Here is a 17,888-nt window from a genome sequence, read left to right on the forward strand (position 1 = left end):
AACGTACAAATAGAGTTGTTATTTTATAATCATTATAAAGTAGAGAGTTCTTTATTGATCTTACTGAAGCTCCTTACATATGGAGAATAAATAAAAAATAATCAGTTGTTCACACGATTGTCAGATTCATAAGAGGAAAGTTGTATTATGATAGTAGATAAAGTGATAAAACGGGTGAAGGGGGACATGCTGCGTGCATATTCTTGTTGTTAGTGTAAATTATCGAACAGCCCCTGTAGAATTTCGTGAGAAACTCACATTTCAGGCAGCAGAGCTAGAGCAAGCAATGACTACATTACAAAATCAAAAGAGCGTGTTAGAGAATGTCATTGTATCAACTTGTAATCGCACTGAGATTTATGCTGTTGTCGATCAATTACACACGGGACGATATTATATTAAGAAGTTTTTAGCTGATTGGTTTCAGCTTGAGATAGAAGAAGTCGCACCATACTTAACTATTTTTGAGCAAGATGGTGCAATAGATCATTTATTCCGCGTAACGTGCGGTTTAGATTCTATGGTAGTTGGAGAGACGCAGATTTTAGGTCAAATAAAAGATAGCTTTTTAGAAGCGCAACAAGTAAAAACAACGGGCACAATTTTTAATGAATTGTTTAAGCAAGTTATTACATTAGCGAAACGTGCTCACTCTGAAACGACAATTGGTGAAAGTGCGATGTCTGTTAGTTATGCTGCTGTTGAGCTTGGCAAGAAAATATTTGGCGATTTAACAGATTGTCATGTGCTTATTCTTGGTGCTGGTAAAATGGGTGAACTGGCACTGCAAAACTTATACGGAAGCGGTGCTCGTAAAGTAACAGTTATGAACCGGACGCTTTCGAAAGCGGAAGTAATGGCTGAGAAATATATGGGACATGCAAAATCTTTAAGTGAATTACAATGTGCATTATTAGAAGCGGATATTTTAATTAGTTCAACTGGTGCATCAGAGTATGTCATTACGAAAGAGATGATGACAAAGGTAGAGAAAATGCGCTCTGGTCGTCCTTTATTTATGGTTGATATTGCAGTACCACGTGATATTGATCCAGCGATTGATGAATTAGAAGGTTCTTTCTTATATGACATTGATGATTTGCAAGGAGTAGTGGAAGCAAACCGTGCTGAGCGTTTGAAAGAAGCGGAGAAAATTCAATTTATGATTGAAGAGGAAATCGTTTTATTCAAAACGTGGTTAAGTACACTTGGTGTTGTTCCGTTAATATCATCGCTTCGTGATAAAGCGCTAGCAATTCAAAGTGAAACGATGGAAAGCCTGGAACGGAAATTACCAAATCTTAGTGATCGTGAGAGAAAAGTAATTAGTAAGCATACGAAAAGTATTATTAACCAATTATTAAAAGACCCAATTTTAGTAGCGAAAGAAATAGCTGCAGAAGAGGGAGCACCGGAAAAACTAGCTTTATTTGCGAAGATTTTTGATTTAGAAGTGGAAGAAGTAGAGAGTCGTGCGGAAGAAGTAGAACATAAAAGAGCGTGGACACCATCCGTTCCATCTTTATAATTTGGAAGGATGATCGGATGAGTTTTTTAAATAACAGTATTATTTATCATATTGCAATTATTTTATATGCTTGTAGCATTAGTTTATATTTTATAGATTATTTCCAAAGTAACCGAAAGGCGAACCGATTTGCTTTTTGGTTACTTTCGATTGTATGGGTATTGCAGTCTATTTTTATGTTGCTTAGGGCGACAGATTCAGAAACGAATCCCATTTTAACTTTATTATCAGGGATTTATTTTTATGTTTGGTTATTGATTACGATGTCGTTAGTCATAAATCGATTTATGCGCGTTGACTTTTTAGTCTTTTTTACAAATGTTGTTGCATTTGGCGTAAGCGCTTTTTCGATTTTTACACCGCTCGGAAAGATGTCGCCAGTACTTGCAGAGCAATTGGTTTCAGAACTTGTATACGTGCATGTCGGAATGGCGATTATTTCTTATGCAACGTTTACTGTATCGTTTATTTTTTCTATTATGTATTTACTGCAATATCGCCTATTAAAAAAGAAAAAGTGGAATGCGAGATTAAGAAGGTTAGGGAATTTGCCGAAGCTTGAATCTACGTCTTACGGATTAAATTTATTTTCTGTTCCATTCTTCTTACTAGCAATTTTATTAGGATGCATATGGGGATATACAAAATTGGACAATTTCCATTGGTATGATACGAAAGTAATCGGTTCGTTTGTTGTTCTATTTGTATATTGTGCGGGCTTGTATTTACGAGCGGCAGATGTGTTGCAAGGGAAGAAAATTGTACTGTGGAATGTAGGGGCATTTCTCGTAATGCTAGTTAACATTTTTCTATTAAGTAGTTTATCTAATTTCCACTTTTGGTATTTATAATGAGGAGAGAGAATTATGCGCAAAATTATTGTAGGCTCACGAAAGAGTAAACTAGCATTAACACAAACAAACTGGTTTATTGATCAGTTAAAAGCACTTGGTTTACCATATGAATTTGAAGTGAAAGAAATTGTCACTAAAGGTGATGTGATTTTAGATGTTACTCTTTCAAAAGTAGGCGGAAAAGGTTTGTTCGTTAAAGAAATTGAACATGCGTTACTTACGAAAGAAATCGATATGGCTGTACATAGTATGAAAGATATGCCGGCCGTACTTCCAGAAGGATTAATGATTGGTTGTACACCAAAGCGTGTTGACCCTCGTGATGCTTTTATTTCTAAAAGCGGAGAATCGTTTAAAGACTTAGCAAAAGGTGCAATCTTAGGGACGAGTAGTTTGAGACGTAGTGCACAACTACTAGCTGCGAGACCAGATTTACAAGTGAAGTGGATCCGCGGAAATATTGATACACGTTTACGTAAGTTAAAAGATGAAGATTACGATGCAATTATTTTAGCGACAGCTGGATTACAGAGAATGGGCTGGGATGATGAAGTTATTACAGAACATTTAGATGAAACGTTATGTGTACCAGCTGTAGGACAAGGTGCATTAGCGATTGAATGTCGTGAGGACGATAAGGATTTACTTCAGTTGTTAGCACATATTAATGATGCAGTAACAGAAAGAACAGTGGCTGCTGAACGAGTATTTCTTCATAAACTTGAAGGTGGATGCCAAGTTCCAATCGCTGGATATGCAACTCTTAAAGAAGATGATGCAATCGAATTAACAGCGCTTGTCGGTTCTATGGACGGTTCTGTTTTGTTGAAAGAGACAGTAGTAGGCACTGATCCGAAGCAAGTTGGATTAGAGGCTGCGGACCGTTTAATTAAACAAGGAGCAAAAGAGCTCATCCTTGCTGCAAATAAGGAGCAACAATAAATATGAACGCTCTCGCTGGAAAAACAGTATTGATTACACGTGCCCAGCACCAAGCGAAACAAATGAGTGTAGCTGTGAAAGAAAGGAGCGGAATTCCATTGGAAATTCCGCTTTTGCGTATGGAAGGTATGTCTCATAGGCAAATTCAACATATAGCAGGGCAGCTAGATTCGTATGACTGGGTTATTTTCACGAGTAAAAATGGTGTAGCTTTTTTTCTAGATAGTTTGAGGAAGAAGCTCCCCGGAACGATTAAAATTGCTGTAGTAGGCGTGAAAACAAAGTTAGAGTTAGAAAAGCGAGGCTATCAAGTAGATTTTGTTCCCACTGCATTTGTTGCAGAAGTATTTGCAGAAGAGTTTGTAAAAAAACTAAGTGGAAACGAATGTATTTTATTTCCGAAAGGGAATTTGGCAAGAGATGTTATTCCGGTTAAACTCCGGGAAATGGGTGTTTCTCTAGAGGAGCTAATCGTATACGGTACGAAAGAAAATGTAATGAAAAAGCAAGAGCTTACAGTAGCGTTGAAGTTAGGGAAAGTAGACATTATTACATTTACGAGCCCTTCAACTGTTACTAGTTTTGTTCGTTTACTTGAGGGGACAAACTGGAGAGAATGGACAAAAAAATGTACAATTGCTTGTATAGGGCCTATTACGGAAAAAGAGGCGAGCCTTTATTTTTCGCATGTTATTGTGCCAAAAGAGTACACTGTAGAAGCATTACTACAATGCATTTGTGAATCTATAAAGTGAAACTTTAATTAGTGGGAGGTTCATCCCCACCAATTATTAACCTTCACCAATCGGGCGTTTATGGGCAGTTGATCGCCCACCTAACTTCTTTGCTCTAGCCGAATTTTGAGATGGGAGTCTTACTGCCCGTTAACGCGGGATAAAATAAAAGAATGGGGATAGAAATCTATGAACTCTTTACAATTTAATCGTCATCGTCGCTTAAGACAAAGCGGGGGCATGCGTGCGCTTGTGCGTGAAACGTTTTTACATACGGAAGATTTTATTTACCCTATTTTTGTATTAGAAGGTGAAAATGTTCGTAATGAAGTTCCTTCTATGCCAGGCGTATATCAAATGTCTTTAGATTTATTGCAAGCTGAAATGCAAGAGGTTGTTGACTTAGGTATTCGTTCTGTTATTGTATTTGGTTTACCTGCTGAAAAGGATGAAGTTGGGTCATCAGCATATTGTGATCATGGAATTGTGCAACGTGCAATTAAGCAAATTAAAGGTGATTTCCCTGAGCTAGTAGTAGTTGCGGATACATGTTTATGTCAATTCACAAGCCATGGTCATTGCGGTGTGATTGAAGATGGTATTATTTTAAATGACGAGTCTCTTGCAGTTCTTGCGAAAACAGCTGTAAGCCAAGCGAAAGCAGGAGCGGACATTATTGCGCCATCAAACATGATGGACGGATTCGTAACAGCAATTCGCCATGCATTAGATGAAAATGGTTTTGGTCATGTGCCAGTTATGTCGTACGCTGTGAAATATTCATCAGCATTTTACGGACCATTCCGTGATGCGGCGCATGGCGCACCACAATTTGGTGATCGTAAAACATATCAGATGGACCCAGCGAACCGTATGGAAGCATTCCGTGAAGCAGAATCAGATGTAATGGAAGGGGCAGATTTCTTAATTGTAAAGCCAGCTCTTTCTTACTTAGATATCGTTCGTGATGTGAAAAATAACTTTAATTTACCAGTCGTTGCTTATAACGTAAGCGGTGAATATTCAATGATTAAAGCGGCGGCGCAAAATGGTTGGATTAATGAAAAAGAAGTTGTACTTGAAAAATTAATTAGCATGAAACGTGCAGGAGCAGATTTAATTATTACGTATCATGCAAAAGATGCAGCAAGATGGTTACAAGAAGGAGGCGCTAAATAATGAAAAAGTTTGATAAGTCGATTGCGGCGTTTGAAGAGGCACAAGACTTAATGCCTGGTGGCGTAAATAGCCCTGTTCGTGCCTTTAAATCTGTCGGTATGAATCCGTTGTTTATGGAGCGTGGAAAAGGTTCTAAAGTATATGATATCGATGGAAATGAATACATCGATTACGTATTATCATGGGGTCCTCTAATTCATGGTCATGCAAATGATCGTGTTGTGGAAGCTTTAAAAGCTGTTGCTGAAAGAGGTACAAGCTTCGGTGCACCAACAGAAATTGAAAATAAATTAGCAAAACTTGTTATTGAGCGCGTACCATCAATTGAGATTGTACGTATGGTTAACTCTGGAACAGAAGCGACAATGAGTGCACTACGTTTAGCTCGTGGTTATACAGGCCGTAACAAAATTTTGAAATTCATTGGTTGTTACCATGGTCATGGCGATTCGTTATTAATTAAAGCAGGCTCTGGTGTGGCGACGCTAGGTTTACCAGATAGCCCTGGTGTACCAGAAGGTGTAGCGAAAAATACGATTACAGTAGCTTATAACGATTTAGAAAGTGTGAAATACGCTTTTGAACAATTCGGTGATGATATTGCTTGTGTAATTGTAGAGCCAGTAGCGGGCAATATGGGTGTTGTTCCTCCGCAACCTGGATTTTTAGAAGGCCTTCGTGAAGTAACAGAGCAAAACGGTTCATTGCTTATTTTTGATGAAGTAATGACAGGATTCCGAGTTGCTTATAATTGTGGGCAAGGTTATTACGGCGTAACACCTGATTTAACTTGTTTAGGTAAAGTAATCGGTGGTGGCTTACCAGTAGGAGCATACGGTGGTAAAGCAGAAATTATGCGCCAAGTTGCGCCAAGCGGACCGATTTACCAAGCTGGTACTTTATCAGGTAACCCGCTTGCGATGGCAGCAGGTTATGAAACGTTAGTACAATTAACGCCAGAATCATATGTAGAATTTGAGCGTAAAGCTGAAATGTTAGAAGCTGGCTTACGTAAAGCGGCTGAAAAACATGGCATTCCGCATTGTATTAACCGTGCTGGTTCTATGATTGGTATTTTCTTCACAGATGAGCAGGTTATTAATTACGATGCAGCAAAATCTTCAAACTTAGAATTCTTTGCGGCTTACTATCGTGAAATGGTAGAACAAGGTGTATTCTTACCACCATCTCAATTCGAAGGTTTATTCTTATCGACAGCACATAGTGATGCAGATATTGAAGCGACAATTGAAGCGGCTGAAATTGCAATGTCAAAATTAAAAGCTTAATTTATGAAAGAAAATCGCTCTCCATAAGGGGAGCGATTTTTTTTATTCATAAAGTAGGCTTTCCATACATAAATCTGTAATGACATATAGTTTGGGAGGGGGAAAAGAAGTGGCAACAGATCATTCATTACGATTTTCATTAAAAGAATCTGTTTGGTTCCAAAAAGGACAGGAAGTCGAAGAACTTTTGTCAATTTCGTTAGATCCAGACGTTGAGATAGAAGAGCTTGATCATGAAGTTATCGTGAGAGGGCAGTTAGATTTAACGGGAGAGTATGTTGCAAGGCAAGATGATTCAGCTTATTCATTAAGAGAGCTATCACCAGCAAAGGCAATTGATTATGTAGAAACAAGGGAAGACGGGGTTAATGAGCTTGTCCATTCCTTTCCGCTTGAAATATCAATTCCAAGAAATCGAGTGAAAGTCATTGAAGAATTATATGTATCAATTGAGGAATTTGATTATGAATTAAAGGAAAATGGTTGCTTACAATTGTTAGCGGATATATCTATTACAGGTTTATGTGACGAGGAAAGAACCGAGGAAGAAGAGGAAGAGACAGCGTATGCTAAGTTAGAAGATGTTTCCGCTGAAGAGGATGAAGATAGACCTGCGCCGCATGAGGAAGTACCAGCCTATAAAGAATCAGATGGATGGGAAGATTATGCATTTGAACCATTTCAGCTAGAAGAAAGAAAAGAGCAAGAAATGGAAGAAGAGGAAGTAGCAGAATATGAAGTAGCAGAATATGAAGTTGTGCAGCGTGAAGAGGAGCAAGAAACGACGCCGCAATTTGAACTGTTTGGAAGAAAAGATTTCAAGAAAGAAAAAGCGAAAAAGCAAGAGGAACAAGAGGAAGAAGTTTACTCACAGCGAGATGAAAACGCACTTTATTTAACAAAATTATTTACGAAAGAACCGGAAGAAGAATTTACGAAGTTAAGAATGTATTTCGTGCAAGAAGGGGATACGATCGAATCTGTTGCAGATCGTTATGAAACGTCTGTACAAAACTTATACCGTGTCAATCAAACAGAAGATATATATTTGACTACAGGGCAAATTATATATATTCCTGTTTCAAAAGCAAAAGCGAAATAAGTGAGTGAGTTTTTTCACTCACCTCTTTTCCTAGAAGTTATGTTTTGAACAAGAAAGGGTTATTCGTATGGATATTGAATTACGAAATCGCTATGAACCCATTGTCAGGCAATATAGATTGGATACGCAGCATATGGAAGAGCACGGAAGTGTAATGAAAATTTATACGAATCAAGGTCCGTATGCGTTAAAGAAAATACAAGATAGAAAATTAGAGCGGAATAATTTTTTGAATCACATTCAATATTTGAAAGAGAAAGGTTTTTCGAATTATGTACCTATTTATCATGCGACGGACGGAAATTATGTCTTAAGTGATGGGACATATAGTTATTATTTAATGCCTTGGTTAGAGCGTGCGGAAGGAAACGGCGAGGATAACGATCAATATCACAAAATGTTTCAGACGCTCGGAACGTTGCATCAAAAAACGGTGAAAGAGGAGACGTATACAGAAGAAGAGTTAGAAAAACATTATACAAATATATCCGACCGTTGGGAAAATGATGGTGAGATGTTAGAAGAGTTTCTTGTAGAATCTGAAGCGAAGTGGTATATGTCTCCGTTCGAATTACAATATTGTACGTATTATCACCATGTTATGAGAGCATGCGAGTTCGCAACAAAACAATTAAATGAATGGCATGATGCGATGAAAGAAAAGGAAACAACACGTACTACTTTCGTTCATGGGAATGTATCGCTTAATCATTTTTTATTTGATTATGAGCGAAACGGCTATTTTATTAGTTTAGAAAAATCACAGTTTGCAACGCCTGTGCAAGATATAGTAGGTTTTTATTCTCGGTCTTTAAACACATATCCAATCGCACGGAGTGACCGCTTTGAATGGTATCAAATGTATCAAAAAAATTTCCCGTTTACGAAAGAGGAGCAGCTTCTTATGTTTGCATATATGACGTATCCGTCGCATTTTATTCGGCAAATTCAGTCGTATACGAAAAGAAGAAAGAGTCGTAATGAAGAAAATGAACTCCACGGGGTGAAAAGTCTGCAGCAATCGCATTGGCTCGTTAGCAATACAGAATATTTCCTTTCGCAATTACAAGCTGCCCAGCAAGGGAACGGATGAAGAAGATAAGTAGGGAGAACCCTGCTTATCTTTTTTTATTAGTTCCATAAAGAGATAAAAGCCGTAGTTTCAAATTTATCTTGACGAATAAGGTTTCGTTTTTTACACTATTGTATATAATAATTAACAATCATATAAATGCATTGAAGGGGAAGAGTATGACATGAAACGTCTTCAGAGAGGAGAATCATTAGCTGGGAGATTCTCTAGATAGTTATGTTAGAAGGTAGCCCTGGAGCATCTTTTCTGAACGGAATAGTTCTCATTAGGAAAAGACGGATTTGTCCGTTATCAAATTAAGAGTATAAGCAAATTCTGAATTTGTTTGTAAATAAAGGTGGTACCGCGATGTCCCTCGTCCTTTTTTGGATGAGGGGCATTTTTTATTTTAAGGAGGGAAAATAATGTCAAACACGGAAAAGAATTTACCAACTAAATATGATCATATGTCCGTTGAAGAAGGCCTTTACCAATGGTGGCTTGAAGGCAAATATTTCGAAGCAACAGGAGACGAGAAGAAACAACCGTATACAATTGTAATTCCACCTCCGAACGTAACTGGTAAGTTACACTTAGGTCATGCTTGGGATACAACTCTTCAAGATATTTTAACTCGTACGAAGCGTATGCAAGGTTACGATGTACTGTGGCTTCCAGGAATGGACCATGCTGGTATTGCAACACAAGCGAAAGTAGAAGGGAAACTTCGTGAAGAAGGTATTTCACGTTACGATCTTGGCCGTGAGAAATTCCTTGAAAAAGCTTGGGAATGGAAAGAAGAGTACGCGTCTCACATTCGTCAACAATGGGGGAAAGTTGGTTTAGGACTAGACTATTCTCGTGAACGTTTCACATTAGATGAAGGTTTATCTGATGCGGTTAATAAAGTATTCGTTCAATTATACGAAAAAGGCTTAATTTACCGCGGTGAATATATTATCAACTGGGATCCAGCAACACGCACGGCTCTTTCTGATATTGAAGTAATTCATAAAGAAGTTCAAGGTGCATTCTACCATATGAACTATCCGTTAACAGACGGTTCAGGTCACATTCGCCTTGCAACTACTCGTCCAGAAACAATGCTTGGTGATACAGCAGTAGCAGTTCACCCAGAAGATGATCGTTACAAACACTTAATCGGTAAAACAGTTACACTTCCAATCGTAGGCCGTGAGATTCCGATTATCGCTGATGATTACGTAGAAAAAGACTTTGGAACAGGCGTTGTAAAAATTACACCAGCTCATGACCCGAATGACTTTGAAGTAGGTAATCGTCATGACTTACCACGCATCTTAGTAATGAACGAAGATGGAACAATGAATGAAAAAGCTGGTAAGTATAACGGTATGGATCGCTTTGAATGCCGTAAAGCATTAGTGAAAGACTTACAAGAAGCTGGCGTATTAGTAGAAATCGAGCCTCATATGCACTCAGTAGGTCATAGTGAGCGTAGCGGTGCAGTTGTTGAGCCTTACTTATCAACACAATGGTTCGTAAAAATGGCTCCACTTGCTGAAAAAGCAGTAGAGCTTCAACAAAAAGAAGAAGAAAAAGTAACGTTCGTACCAGAGCGTTTTGAAAACACATACTTACGCTGGATGGAAAACATTCATGACTGGTGTATTTCTCGTCAATTATGGTGGGGTCACCGCATTCCAGCTTGGTATCATAAAGAAACTGGTGAAGTATATGTAGGTACTGAAGCGCCAGCAGACATTGAAAACTGGAATCAAGATAACGACGTACTTGATACATGGTTTAGCTCAGCGTTATGGCCATTCTCAACACTTGGTTGGCCAAATGAAGAGGCAGCAGACTTTAAAAAGTTCTATTCAACAGATGCTTTAGTAACTGGTTATGACATTATCTTCTTCTGGGTATCTCGTATGATTTTCCAAGGTTTAGAGTTTACAGGAGAGCGTCCATTTAAAGATGTATTAATTCACGGTTTAGTTCGTGATGAGCAAGGACGTAAAATGAGTAAATCTCTTGGTAACGGTATTGATCCGATGGATGTTATCGAGAAGTATGGTGCAGATGCAATGCGTTACTTCTTATCAACAGGAAGTGCACCAGGCCAAGATTTACGCTTCAGCATGGAGAAGGTAGAATCTACTTGGAACTTCATTAATAAAATTTGGAACGCATCACGTTTCGTATTAATGAACATGGATGACATGAAGTATGAAGAAATCGATTTAACTGGTGAAAAATCAGTTGCAGATAAGTGGATTTTAACTCGCTTAAACGAAACAATCGAAAGTGTAACACGTAACATGGATAAATATGAGTTCGGTGAAGCTGGTCGTTCATTATACAACTTCATTTGGGATGATTTCTGTGACTGGTACATTGAGATGGCGAAACTGCCACTATACGGTGAAGATGAGACAGCTAAGAAAACAACTCGTTCTATTTTAGCTTACGTATTAGACCAAACAATGCGTCTATTACACCCATTCATGCCATTCGTAACAGAGAAAATTTGGCAGCATTTACCGCATGAAGGCGAGTCTATTACAGTAGCGGCATGGCCAACAGTTCGCGAAGATTTGCAAGATAAAGAAGCGGCAGCAGAAATGCACCTTCTAGTTGATATCATTCGCTCTGTTCGTAACATCCGTGCAGAAGTAAATACGCCAATGAGCAAAAAAGTTCAAATGCAAATTAAAGCAAAAGATGAGGCTGTACTTGCTCAACTTACGAAAAACAGCTCTTACATTGAGCGTTTCTGTAATCCAAGTGAATTAACAATTAAAACAGATCTACAAGCGCCAGAAAAAGCGATGACTGCCATCGTATCAGGTGCAGAGTTATTCTTACCGTTAGCTGATCTTATCAATCTTGATGAGGAAAAAGCGCGTCTTGAAAAAGAACTTGAGAAGTTCGATAAAGAAGTAGAACGTGTACAGAAGAAACTTTCAAACCAAGGTTTCGTAGCGAAAGCTCCTGCAGAAGTTATTGACGGAGAGCGTGCGAAAGAGCAAGATTACCTAGAAAAACGCGAAGCAGTTCGTCAACGTCTAGCGGATCTTGAGAAATAAAATATTTTTCAGAGACTCACTATATTGGTGAGTCTCTTTTCTTTGCGTATAATAGAAGTATGAAGGTTGTCTTTTGAAAGGGGAATAACATACGTGATACATACATACGAAGAAGCGATAGGATGGATTCATAGCCGATTGAAATTTGGGATAAAACCAGGACTAGAAAGAATGAAATGGATGTTAGAAGAACTCGGAAATCCAGAGCGTCATATAAAATGTGTTCATCTTGCGGGTACAAATGGAAAAGGTTCAACTTTAACATACATGCGCAACATGTTAGAGGGCGCGAAATATAAAGTAGGAACATTTACCTCTCCTTATATCGAAACATTTAATGAACGTATTAGTGTGAACGGAACACCAATTGCAGATGAAGAGATTGCGGAACTTGTAAAGATGGTAAAACCGGTCGTTGAAAAACTAGACGAGACGGATTTAGGAGAAGCGACTGAGTTTGAAATTATTACTGTTATGGCAATTTGCTATTTCGGTAAAGTTAATTTCTGTGATGTTGTTTTATTTGAAACAGGGCTTGGGGGAAGGTTTGATTCTACAAATGTTATTCATCCTGTTCTCACGATTATTACGAATATCGGTCACGATCATATGCATATTTTAGGGAATACACTAGGAGAAATTGCATATGAAAAGGCAGGGATTATTAAATCAGGTGTTCCAGTAATTACTGGTGTACAAGATGAAGAAGCATTGCAAGTCATTCAAAAGGTTGCGAAGGAAAATCATGCAAACGTATATGAACTTGGCAAACAGTTTACATCACTACATAAACATTCTAATGAAGATGGGGAACATTTTGATTTTGCTTGTCCATTCGCCTCATTTGAAGATGTTCGGATTTCGATGAAAGGTATTCATCAAGTAGGTAATGCTACAGTAGCGCTTATGGCCGTAATGTATTTAAAAACATATTTATCATTTTTAATTAATGAAGAGGAAATGAAAGTTGGATTACAAGAAGCCTACTGGATTGGTCGATTTGAAAAGTTACAAAGTAATCCGGATATTATAATAGACGGTGCTCATAATCCAGAGGGTATTGAAAGCCTTGTGAAAACAGTAGAGGCACATTACAAAGATAAAAATGTAGTAGTTTTATTTACTGCTCTTGGTGACAAACAGTTACATAACATGGTAGGGCAATTAGAAGCCATTGCTGATGAAATTATTTTTACAACATTCGCCTTTGATCGTGCTATTTCTGCTGACAAACTTGCATCGTATTCACAAAAAGAATCAAAATTAATTTTTGAAGATTGGAAAGAGGCAATTGATACGAAGATTGAAATGATAGGAGAAAATGATGTTTTCATCATAACAGGTTCTCTATATTTCATTTCCGAAGTTCGAAAATATATTTGCGAAAAAAGCTAGATAGTATTTGCTATCTAGTTTTTTGTTCTACAAATGAAGTCAAATGCATACATATAAGATAATTATATAGGATAATTTGGCGAATTCCTCTGACAAATATCTCGTTTTTTTGTGAAATGAATATGATATGATGCGGACAACGATAAGAGGTGAGGTGTGAGTGTATGGACAAGCAATCACGAACGATCTCGGTGAAAGTAAATGGAACAGAAGCGAAGTATGAAGAAAAGAAGAAAGATGAGTTTGACTGGATGGTAGTCGAAAGTGAAAGACCGCAAAACGTTGTGCCTTTTAAAAAAGAAAAGACATCGTCTATGGCACAATACCGAAAGAAATGGAGTACTACAATAATCGCAATCGTTGCAACTGCAATTATTATCGGTACTGTATTTGGGATGGGGATAATTCATTTATTAACTGGACAAGGAACACCAGGGGAAGGTACGGTAACGGCTTCGAGGCAGACAGGCAATGAGGAACAAAAGGTGGACGGAACGGTAGAACAAACAGTACCACCAAAGGAGGGAAAACAAAAAGCGCAAGTAGGAGCTGCATTAGAACCAATGAAACTATTTTTCGTTCAAGGAGGGCTATACTCCTCTGAAGAAAAGGGACAGGCAGCTATTGAAGAGTGGAAAAGTAATGGGGGCGTCGCTGCTTTGAAACCGAGTGGTGATAAGTATGCGTTAGTTGTTGGTGTTGCAAGTGATGAACAAGCTGTGAATCAATTAATAGGCCAGTATAAGCAAGATGGTGTTTCAGTTTTGAAAAAAAATTGGGATATTACAGATAAAGTATTACTCAAAAATGATAAAGAAGTGGGTGGTTTTTTAACGAAGATACAGCCATTGTATACTCATTTTGAAAAATACGTTTCCGGTGTGCAAACTAGTGGAAAGAGTAACCAAAAAGATATAGAAGCAATCACAAAAGAGTGGAAAGCGATTGAAAAAGAAGGGCAAAGTATGAAGCTTGAAGATGCGAAGAAGCTTTATACGTACACGTCAGTAGCTGTGCAAACAATTAAGGAAGGGAAGAGTGATAAGGAATCTGTAGCTAAATTAAATCAAGTTATTATTGATGGTTTACTTTCATATGAAAAAATAGTTTCACAAAAAGTGAAATGATAATAAGATGAAGGAGAAAGAAGTATTTATACTTCTTTCTTTTCTTTTGAATCTAGAGCAAGTGCTTTCTTTGTGGGCAGAGTATAATCGTATTAAAAAAATTATTATTTTGTTTAGAGAAAATGATATTTCTCTAATTTGTGGGGAAACTATTCTTTTGATACGATTGATAGGAATTGTTCTGCTTCATATGAGAAAGGAAGGAGAAAACATGAAAAAAATTATTTTAGCTTCAGGATCACCTCGGAGGAAGGAACTGCTTGAATTAGCTGATGTGCCATTTGAAGTTGTTGTTAGTGAAGTAGATGAGACAATTGGTGCATATTCATCACCTTCTGATATTGTTATGTCGCTTGCTTTACAAAAAGCATCTGCCGTAGCAGAAAATTATAGTGATGATATTGTGTTAGGTGCAGATACAATTGTTACATATGAGTCACGTATTCTTGGAAAGCCGTCTAATGAGAATGAGGCGAAAGAAATGTTACAACTATTATCAGGGAAAACACATGAAGTATATACTGGTGTTGCGATTATATCAAAAGAGAAAACGGTAACTTTTTATGAGCGCACAGAAGTGACGTTTTGGGAATTAACAGAAGATGAAATTGACGCATACGTTGCATCGAAGGAACCACTTGATAAAGCAGGAAGTTATGGGATCCAAGGGAAAGGATCTATTTTTGTTCAGCACATTCAAGGGGATTATTATAGTGTAGTAGGCTTGCCAATTGCACGTCTTGTTCGTGAATTAAAACAGTTTGGTAGCGATGTAACCCATGCGTAAAATTGCATGGGGTTTTCTTTGAGAGAACTAATAAAAAAGAGGTGAAGAAATGAACGGGATTCGTGATGTTGTGAAAGAGGAACAGCCACGGGAGCGTTTATTGTTAGACGGAGCTGGAAGTTTATCGAATCGGGAGCTTCTTGCAGTGTTACTCAGAACAGGTTCTAAAGAAGATACAGTTTTAACGTTATCAGATAAAATTTTACACCATTTTGATGGTTTACGAATGTTGAAAGAAGCAACATTAGAAGAGCTGATAAGCATTCATGGTGTTGGGATTGCAAAAGCATCGCAACTTATGGCTGCTTTTGAATTAGGGAGAAGAATGGTTCGTTTAGAATATCAAAATAGATATAGCATTCGAAGCCCAGAAGATTGTGCGAGTTATATGATGGAAGAGATGCGTTTTTTACAGCAGGAGCATTTTGTGTGTTTATATTTGAATACGAAAAATCAAGTTATACATAGGCAAACAATTTTTATTGGAAGTTTAAATACGTCGATTGTGCATCCGAGGGAAGTTTTTAAAGAAGCATTCCGTCGTGCAGCAGCCTCTATAATATGTCTTCATAACCATCCCTCAGGAGATCCCACGCCGAGCCGAGAAGATATTGAAGTAACAAAACGTTTAGTAGAATGCGGTCGAATTATCGGAATTGAAGTGCTCGATCATATTATAATAGGCGACCATAAATTCGTGAGTTTAAAGGAAAAAGGTCATATTTAAGACTATGCTTTTTACTTATTTTGTTTTATAATGTGATTTATGAGTTTTTTGTAGAAAATTATCTACAAAAAGGATACAGATATAAAAAAACGTACTGTTTTTATCATATAAAGTAAGAAAAAATGAGTCCGTGAAAACAAGAAAGGAAGATAAAAAATATGTTTGGATTTGGTGGCTTTACTCGCGATCTTGGAATAGATTTAGGAACTGCGAACACGCTTGTATATGTGAAAGGAAAAGGTGTAGTTTTACGTGAGCCTTCAGTAGTAGCATTACAAACTGACACGAAACAAATCGTTGCAGTAGGTAGCGATGCAAAACAAATGATTGGTCGTACACCAGGAAACGTAGTGGCACTTCGTCCTATGAAAGACGGTGTAATTGCTGATTACGAAACAACAGCAACAATGATGAAATATTACATTCAACAAGCTCAAAAATCAAATGGATTCTTCTCACGTAAACCATACGTAATGGTATGTGTACCATCTGGTATTACAGCTGTAGAAAGACGTGCAGTAATCGATGCAACTCGTCAAGCTGGTGCTCGTGATGCATATCCAATTGAAGAGCCATTTGCAGCAGCAATTGGTGCGAACTTACCTGTTTGGGAACCAACTGGTAGTATGGTTGTTGATATCGGTGGTGGTACAACAGAAGTTGCAATTATTTCTTTAGGTGGTATTGTAACAAGTCAATCAGTTCGTGTTGCTGGTGATGATATGGATGATTCAATCATTCAGTACATTAAGAAAAGCTACAACTTAATGATTGGTGAAAGAACAGCAGAAGCATTAAAATTAGAAATCGGTTCTGCAGGCGAGCCAGAAGGTATTGAACCTATGGAAATTCGCGGTCGTGATTTAGTAAGTGGTTTACCAAAAACAGTACTAATTCAACCAGAAGAAATTGCAGATGCATTAAAAGATACAGTAGATGCGATTGTAGAATCAGTTAAAAATACGTTAGAGAAAACTCCACCTGAATTAGCGGCAGATATTATGGACCGTGGTATCGTATTAACAGGTGGCGGGGCATTACTACGTAACTTAGATAAAGTTATTAGTGAAGAAACAAATATGCCAGTTCTTGTTGCAGAAAACCCATTAGATTGCGTAGCGATTGGAACGGGTAAAGCATTAGACAATATCGACCTTTTCAAAACTGCTGCTCGATAATATTTGCAAAATAAAAATCAATGAAATTAAGAGGGTGTGAACGTGCCACAGTTTTTCTTAAACAAAAGATTAATTGTTTTGTTAGTTAGTATTATTCTTCTCGTGGCATTGATTGGAATCTCATTGAAAGAACGGAACAGTTTAACATGGCCAGAGCAGTTTATAAAAGATACTGTCGGTGTTGTAGAACGTGTATTCCAAAAGCCAGCGAATTATGTTGCCGGATTCTTCGAAAACGTAGAAGATGTAAAGCGCACGTATGAAGAGAATAAAGAATTAAAAGCAAAATTAGATAACTATGCAAAGTTATCAGGTGACGTAAAGCAATTAGAAGATGATAAAAAGAAACTACAAGAGTTAACGGGTAAAACAGCGTTAAATAGCGGTTATACTGAAATTCCATCTACTGTTGTTTCTCGTAATCCCGACAAATGGTACGATCTAGTTGGAATTGATAAAGGGGCACAGCAAGGAATTAAAAAAGATATGGCTGTAATAACTTCACAAGGTTTAGTTGGACGAGTGAAAAGTGTATCTCAGTTTACATCATCAGTAGAGTTGTTAAGTTCTATGAGCCGAACAAACCGTGTTTCTGCTATTGTACAAGGGGACGAAAAAATCTTTGGATTGATTGAAGGTTATGATAAAGAAAAACAATTACTTCTTTTCACAAAGATTGGCTCTGATGCGCAAGTAGCAAAAGATCAACTAGTTGTAACATCTGGACTTGGTGATATTTTCCCGAGAGGTCTTGTAATTGGGAAAATTGTTGATGTTCAGCCTGATCCATACGGTTTAACAAAAACAGCTTATGTAAAACCTGCTGCTGATTTAAATGATGTAGAGCATATTACGGTTGTCAAACGTGACACGCCTTCGGCGCCGTTAGAATAGGAGGGGAAG

Annotated in this window: 15 protein-coding genes and 1 other annotated feature; all 15 genes read left to right on the forward strand. The window is 37.7% G+C overall.

The features are described 5' to 3' along the window. The first annotated feature begins 193 nt into the window (after nt 1–193). The 15 genes from hemA to mreC all read left to right on the forward strand — a co-directional run bounded on the left by hemA (nt 194) and on the right by mreC (nt 17,879). Nucleotides 194–1,528 (forward strand): glutamyl-tRNA reductase, encoded by a 1,335-nt coding sequence (hemA, locus tag SJY24_RS07945; protein ID WP_377864325.1) that lies wholly within the window; start codon nt 194–196, stop codon nt 1,526–1,528. 17 nt (nt 1,529–1,545) lie between these two features. Then, nucleotides 1,546–2,379: a cytochrome c biogenesis protein gene (locus tag SJY24_RS07950; RefSeq protein WP_000009002.1), complete on the forward strand. Its 834-nt coding sequence runs from the start codon at nt 1,546–1,548 to the stop codon at nt 2,377–2,379. Nucleotides 2,380–2,394: 15 nt separating this feature from the next. Further along, complete coding sequence (gene hemC, locus SJY24_RS07955; protein WP_001226437.1) at nt 2,395–3,324, forward strand: hydroxymethylbilane synthase; 930 nt, start codon at nt 2,395–2,397, stop codon at nt 3,322–3,324. A 2-nt stretch (nt 3,325–3,326) separates the two neighbouring features. Then, complete coding sequence (gene hemD, locus SJY24_RS07960) at nt 3,327–4,079, forward strand: uroporphyrinogen-III synthase (RefSeq protein ID WP_377864326.1); 753 nt, start codon at nt 3,327–3,329, stop codon at nt 4,077–4,079. 168 nt (nt 4,080–4,247) lie between these two features. Beyond that, complete coding sequence (gene hemB / locus SJY24_RS07965; protein WP_377864328.1) at nt 4,248–5,237, forward strand: porphobilinogen synthase; 990 nt, start codon at nt 4,248–4,250, stop codon at nt 5,235–5,237. Further along, complete coding sequence (gene hemL, locus SJY24_RS07970) at nt 5,237–6,526, forward strand: glutamate-1-semialdehyde 2,1-aminomutase (protein ID WP_377864329.1); 1,290 nt, start codon at nt 5,237–5,239, stop codon at nt 6,524–6,526. The genes hemB and hemL overlap by 1 nt, the downstream gene beginning before the upstream one ends. Before the next feature lie 79 nt (nt 6,527–6,605). Further along, a complete protein-coding gene (spoVID, locus tag SJY24_RS07975; RefSeq protein ID WP_377864330.1) occupies nt 6,606–7,628 on the forward strand; it encodes a stage VI sporulation protein D in 1,023 nt (340 codons plus the stop codon). A 67-nt stretch (nt 7,629–7,695) separates the two neighbouring features. After that, complete coding sequence (gene ysxE / locus SJY24_RS07980) at nt 7,696–8,721, forward strand: spore coat protein YsxE (RefSeq protein ID WP_377864331.1); 1,026 nt, start codon at nt 7,696–7,698, stop codon at nt 8,719–8,721. Between the two features lie 134 nt (nt 8,722–8,855). After that, nucleotides 8,856–9,087: a binding site (T-box leader), on the forward strand. A 38-nt stretch (nt 9,088–9,125) separates the two neighbouring features. Further along, complete coding sequence (locus SJY24_RS07985; RefSeq protein WP_377864332.1) at nt 9,126–11,771, forward strand: valine--tRNA ligase; 2,646 nt, start codon at nt 9,126–9,128, stop codon at nt 11,769–11,771. A 93-nt stretch (nt 11,772–11,864) separates the two neighbouring features. Further along, a complete protein-coding gene (locus SJY24_RS07990) occupies nt 11,865–13,166 on the forward strand; it encodes a bifunctional folylpolyglutamate synthase/dihydrofolate synthase (protein WP_377864333.1) in 1,302 nt (433 codons plus the stop codon). 164 nt (nt 13,167–13,330) lie between these two features. Continuing rightward, nucleotides 13,331–14,293 (forward strand): stage II sporulation protein B, encoded by a 963-nt coding sequence (locus tag SJY24_RS07995; protein WP_377864334.1) that lies wholly within the window; start codon nt 13,331–13,333, stop codon nt 14,291–14,293. 211 nt (nt 14,294–14,504) lie between these two features. Next, a complete protein-coding gene (locus SJY24_RS08000) occupies nt 14,505–15,080 on the forward strand; it encodes a Maf family protein (protein ID WP_377864335.1) in 576 nt (191 codons plus the stop codon). Nucleotides 15,081–15,129: 49 nt separating this feature from the next. Beyond that, a complete protein-coding gene (gene radC, locus SJY24_RS08005; protein WP_377864336.1) occupies nt 15,130–15,807 on the forward strand; it encodes a DNA repair protein RadC in 678 nt (225 codons plus the stop codon). 158 nt (nt 15,808–15,965) lie between these two features. Next, complete coding sequence (mreB, locus tag SJY24_RS08010) at nt 15,966–16,985, forward strand: cell shape-determining protein MreB (protein WP_000466738.1); 1,020 nt, start codon at nt 15,966–15,968, stop codon at nt 16,983–16,985. A 42-nt stretch (nt 16,986–17,027) separates the two neighbouring features. After that, a complete protein-coding gene (gene mreC / locus SJY24_RS08015) occupies nt 17,028–17,879 on the forward strand; it encodes a rod shape-determining protein MreC (RefSeq protein ID WP_377864337.1) in 852 nt (283 codons plus the stop codon). Nucleotides 17,880–17,888: the final 9 nt, after the last annotated feature.

This window comes from Bacillus sp. R86525 (assembly GCF_042466195.1).
GTDB classification, from domain to species: Bacteria; Bacillota; Bacilli; order Bacillales; family Bacillaceae_G; genus Bacillus_A; species Bacillus_A nitratireducens.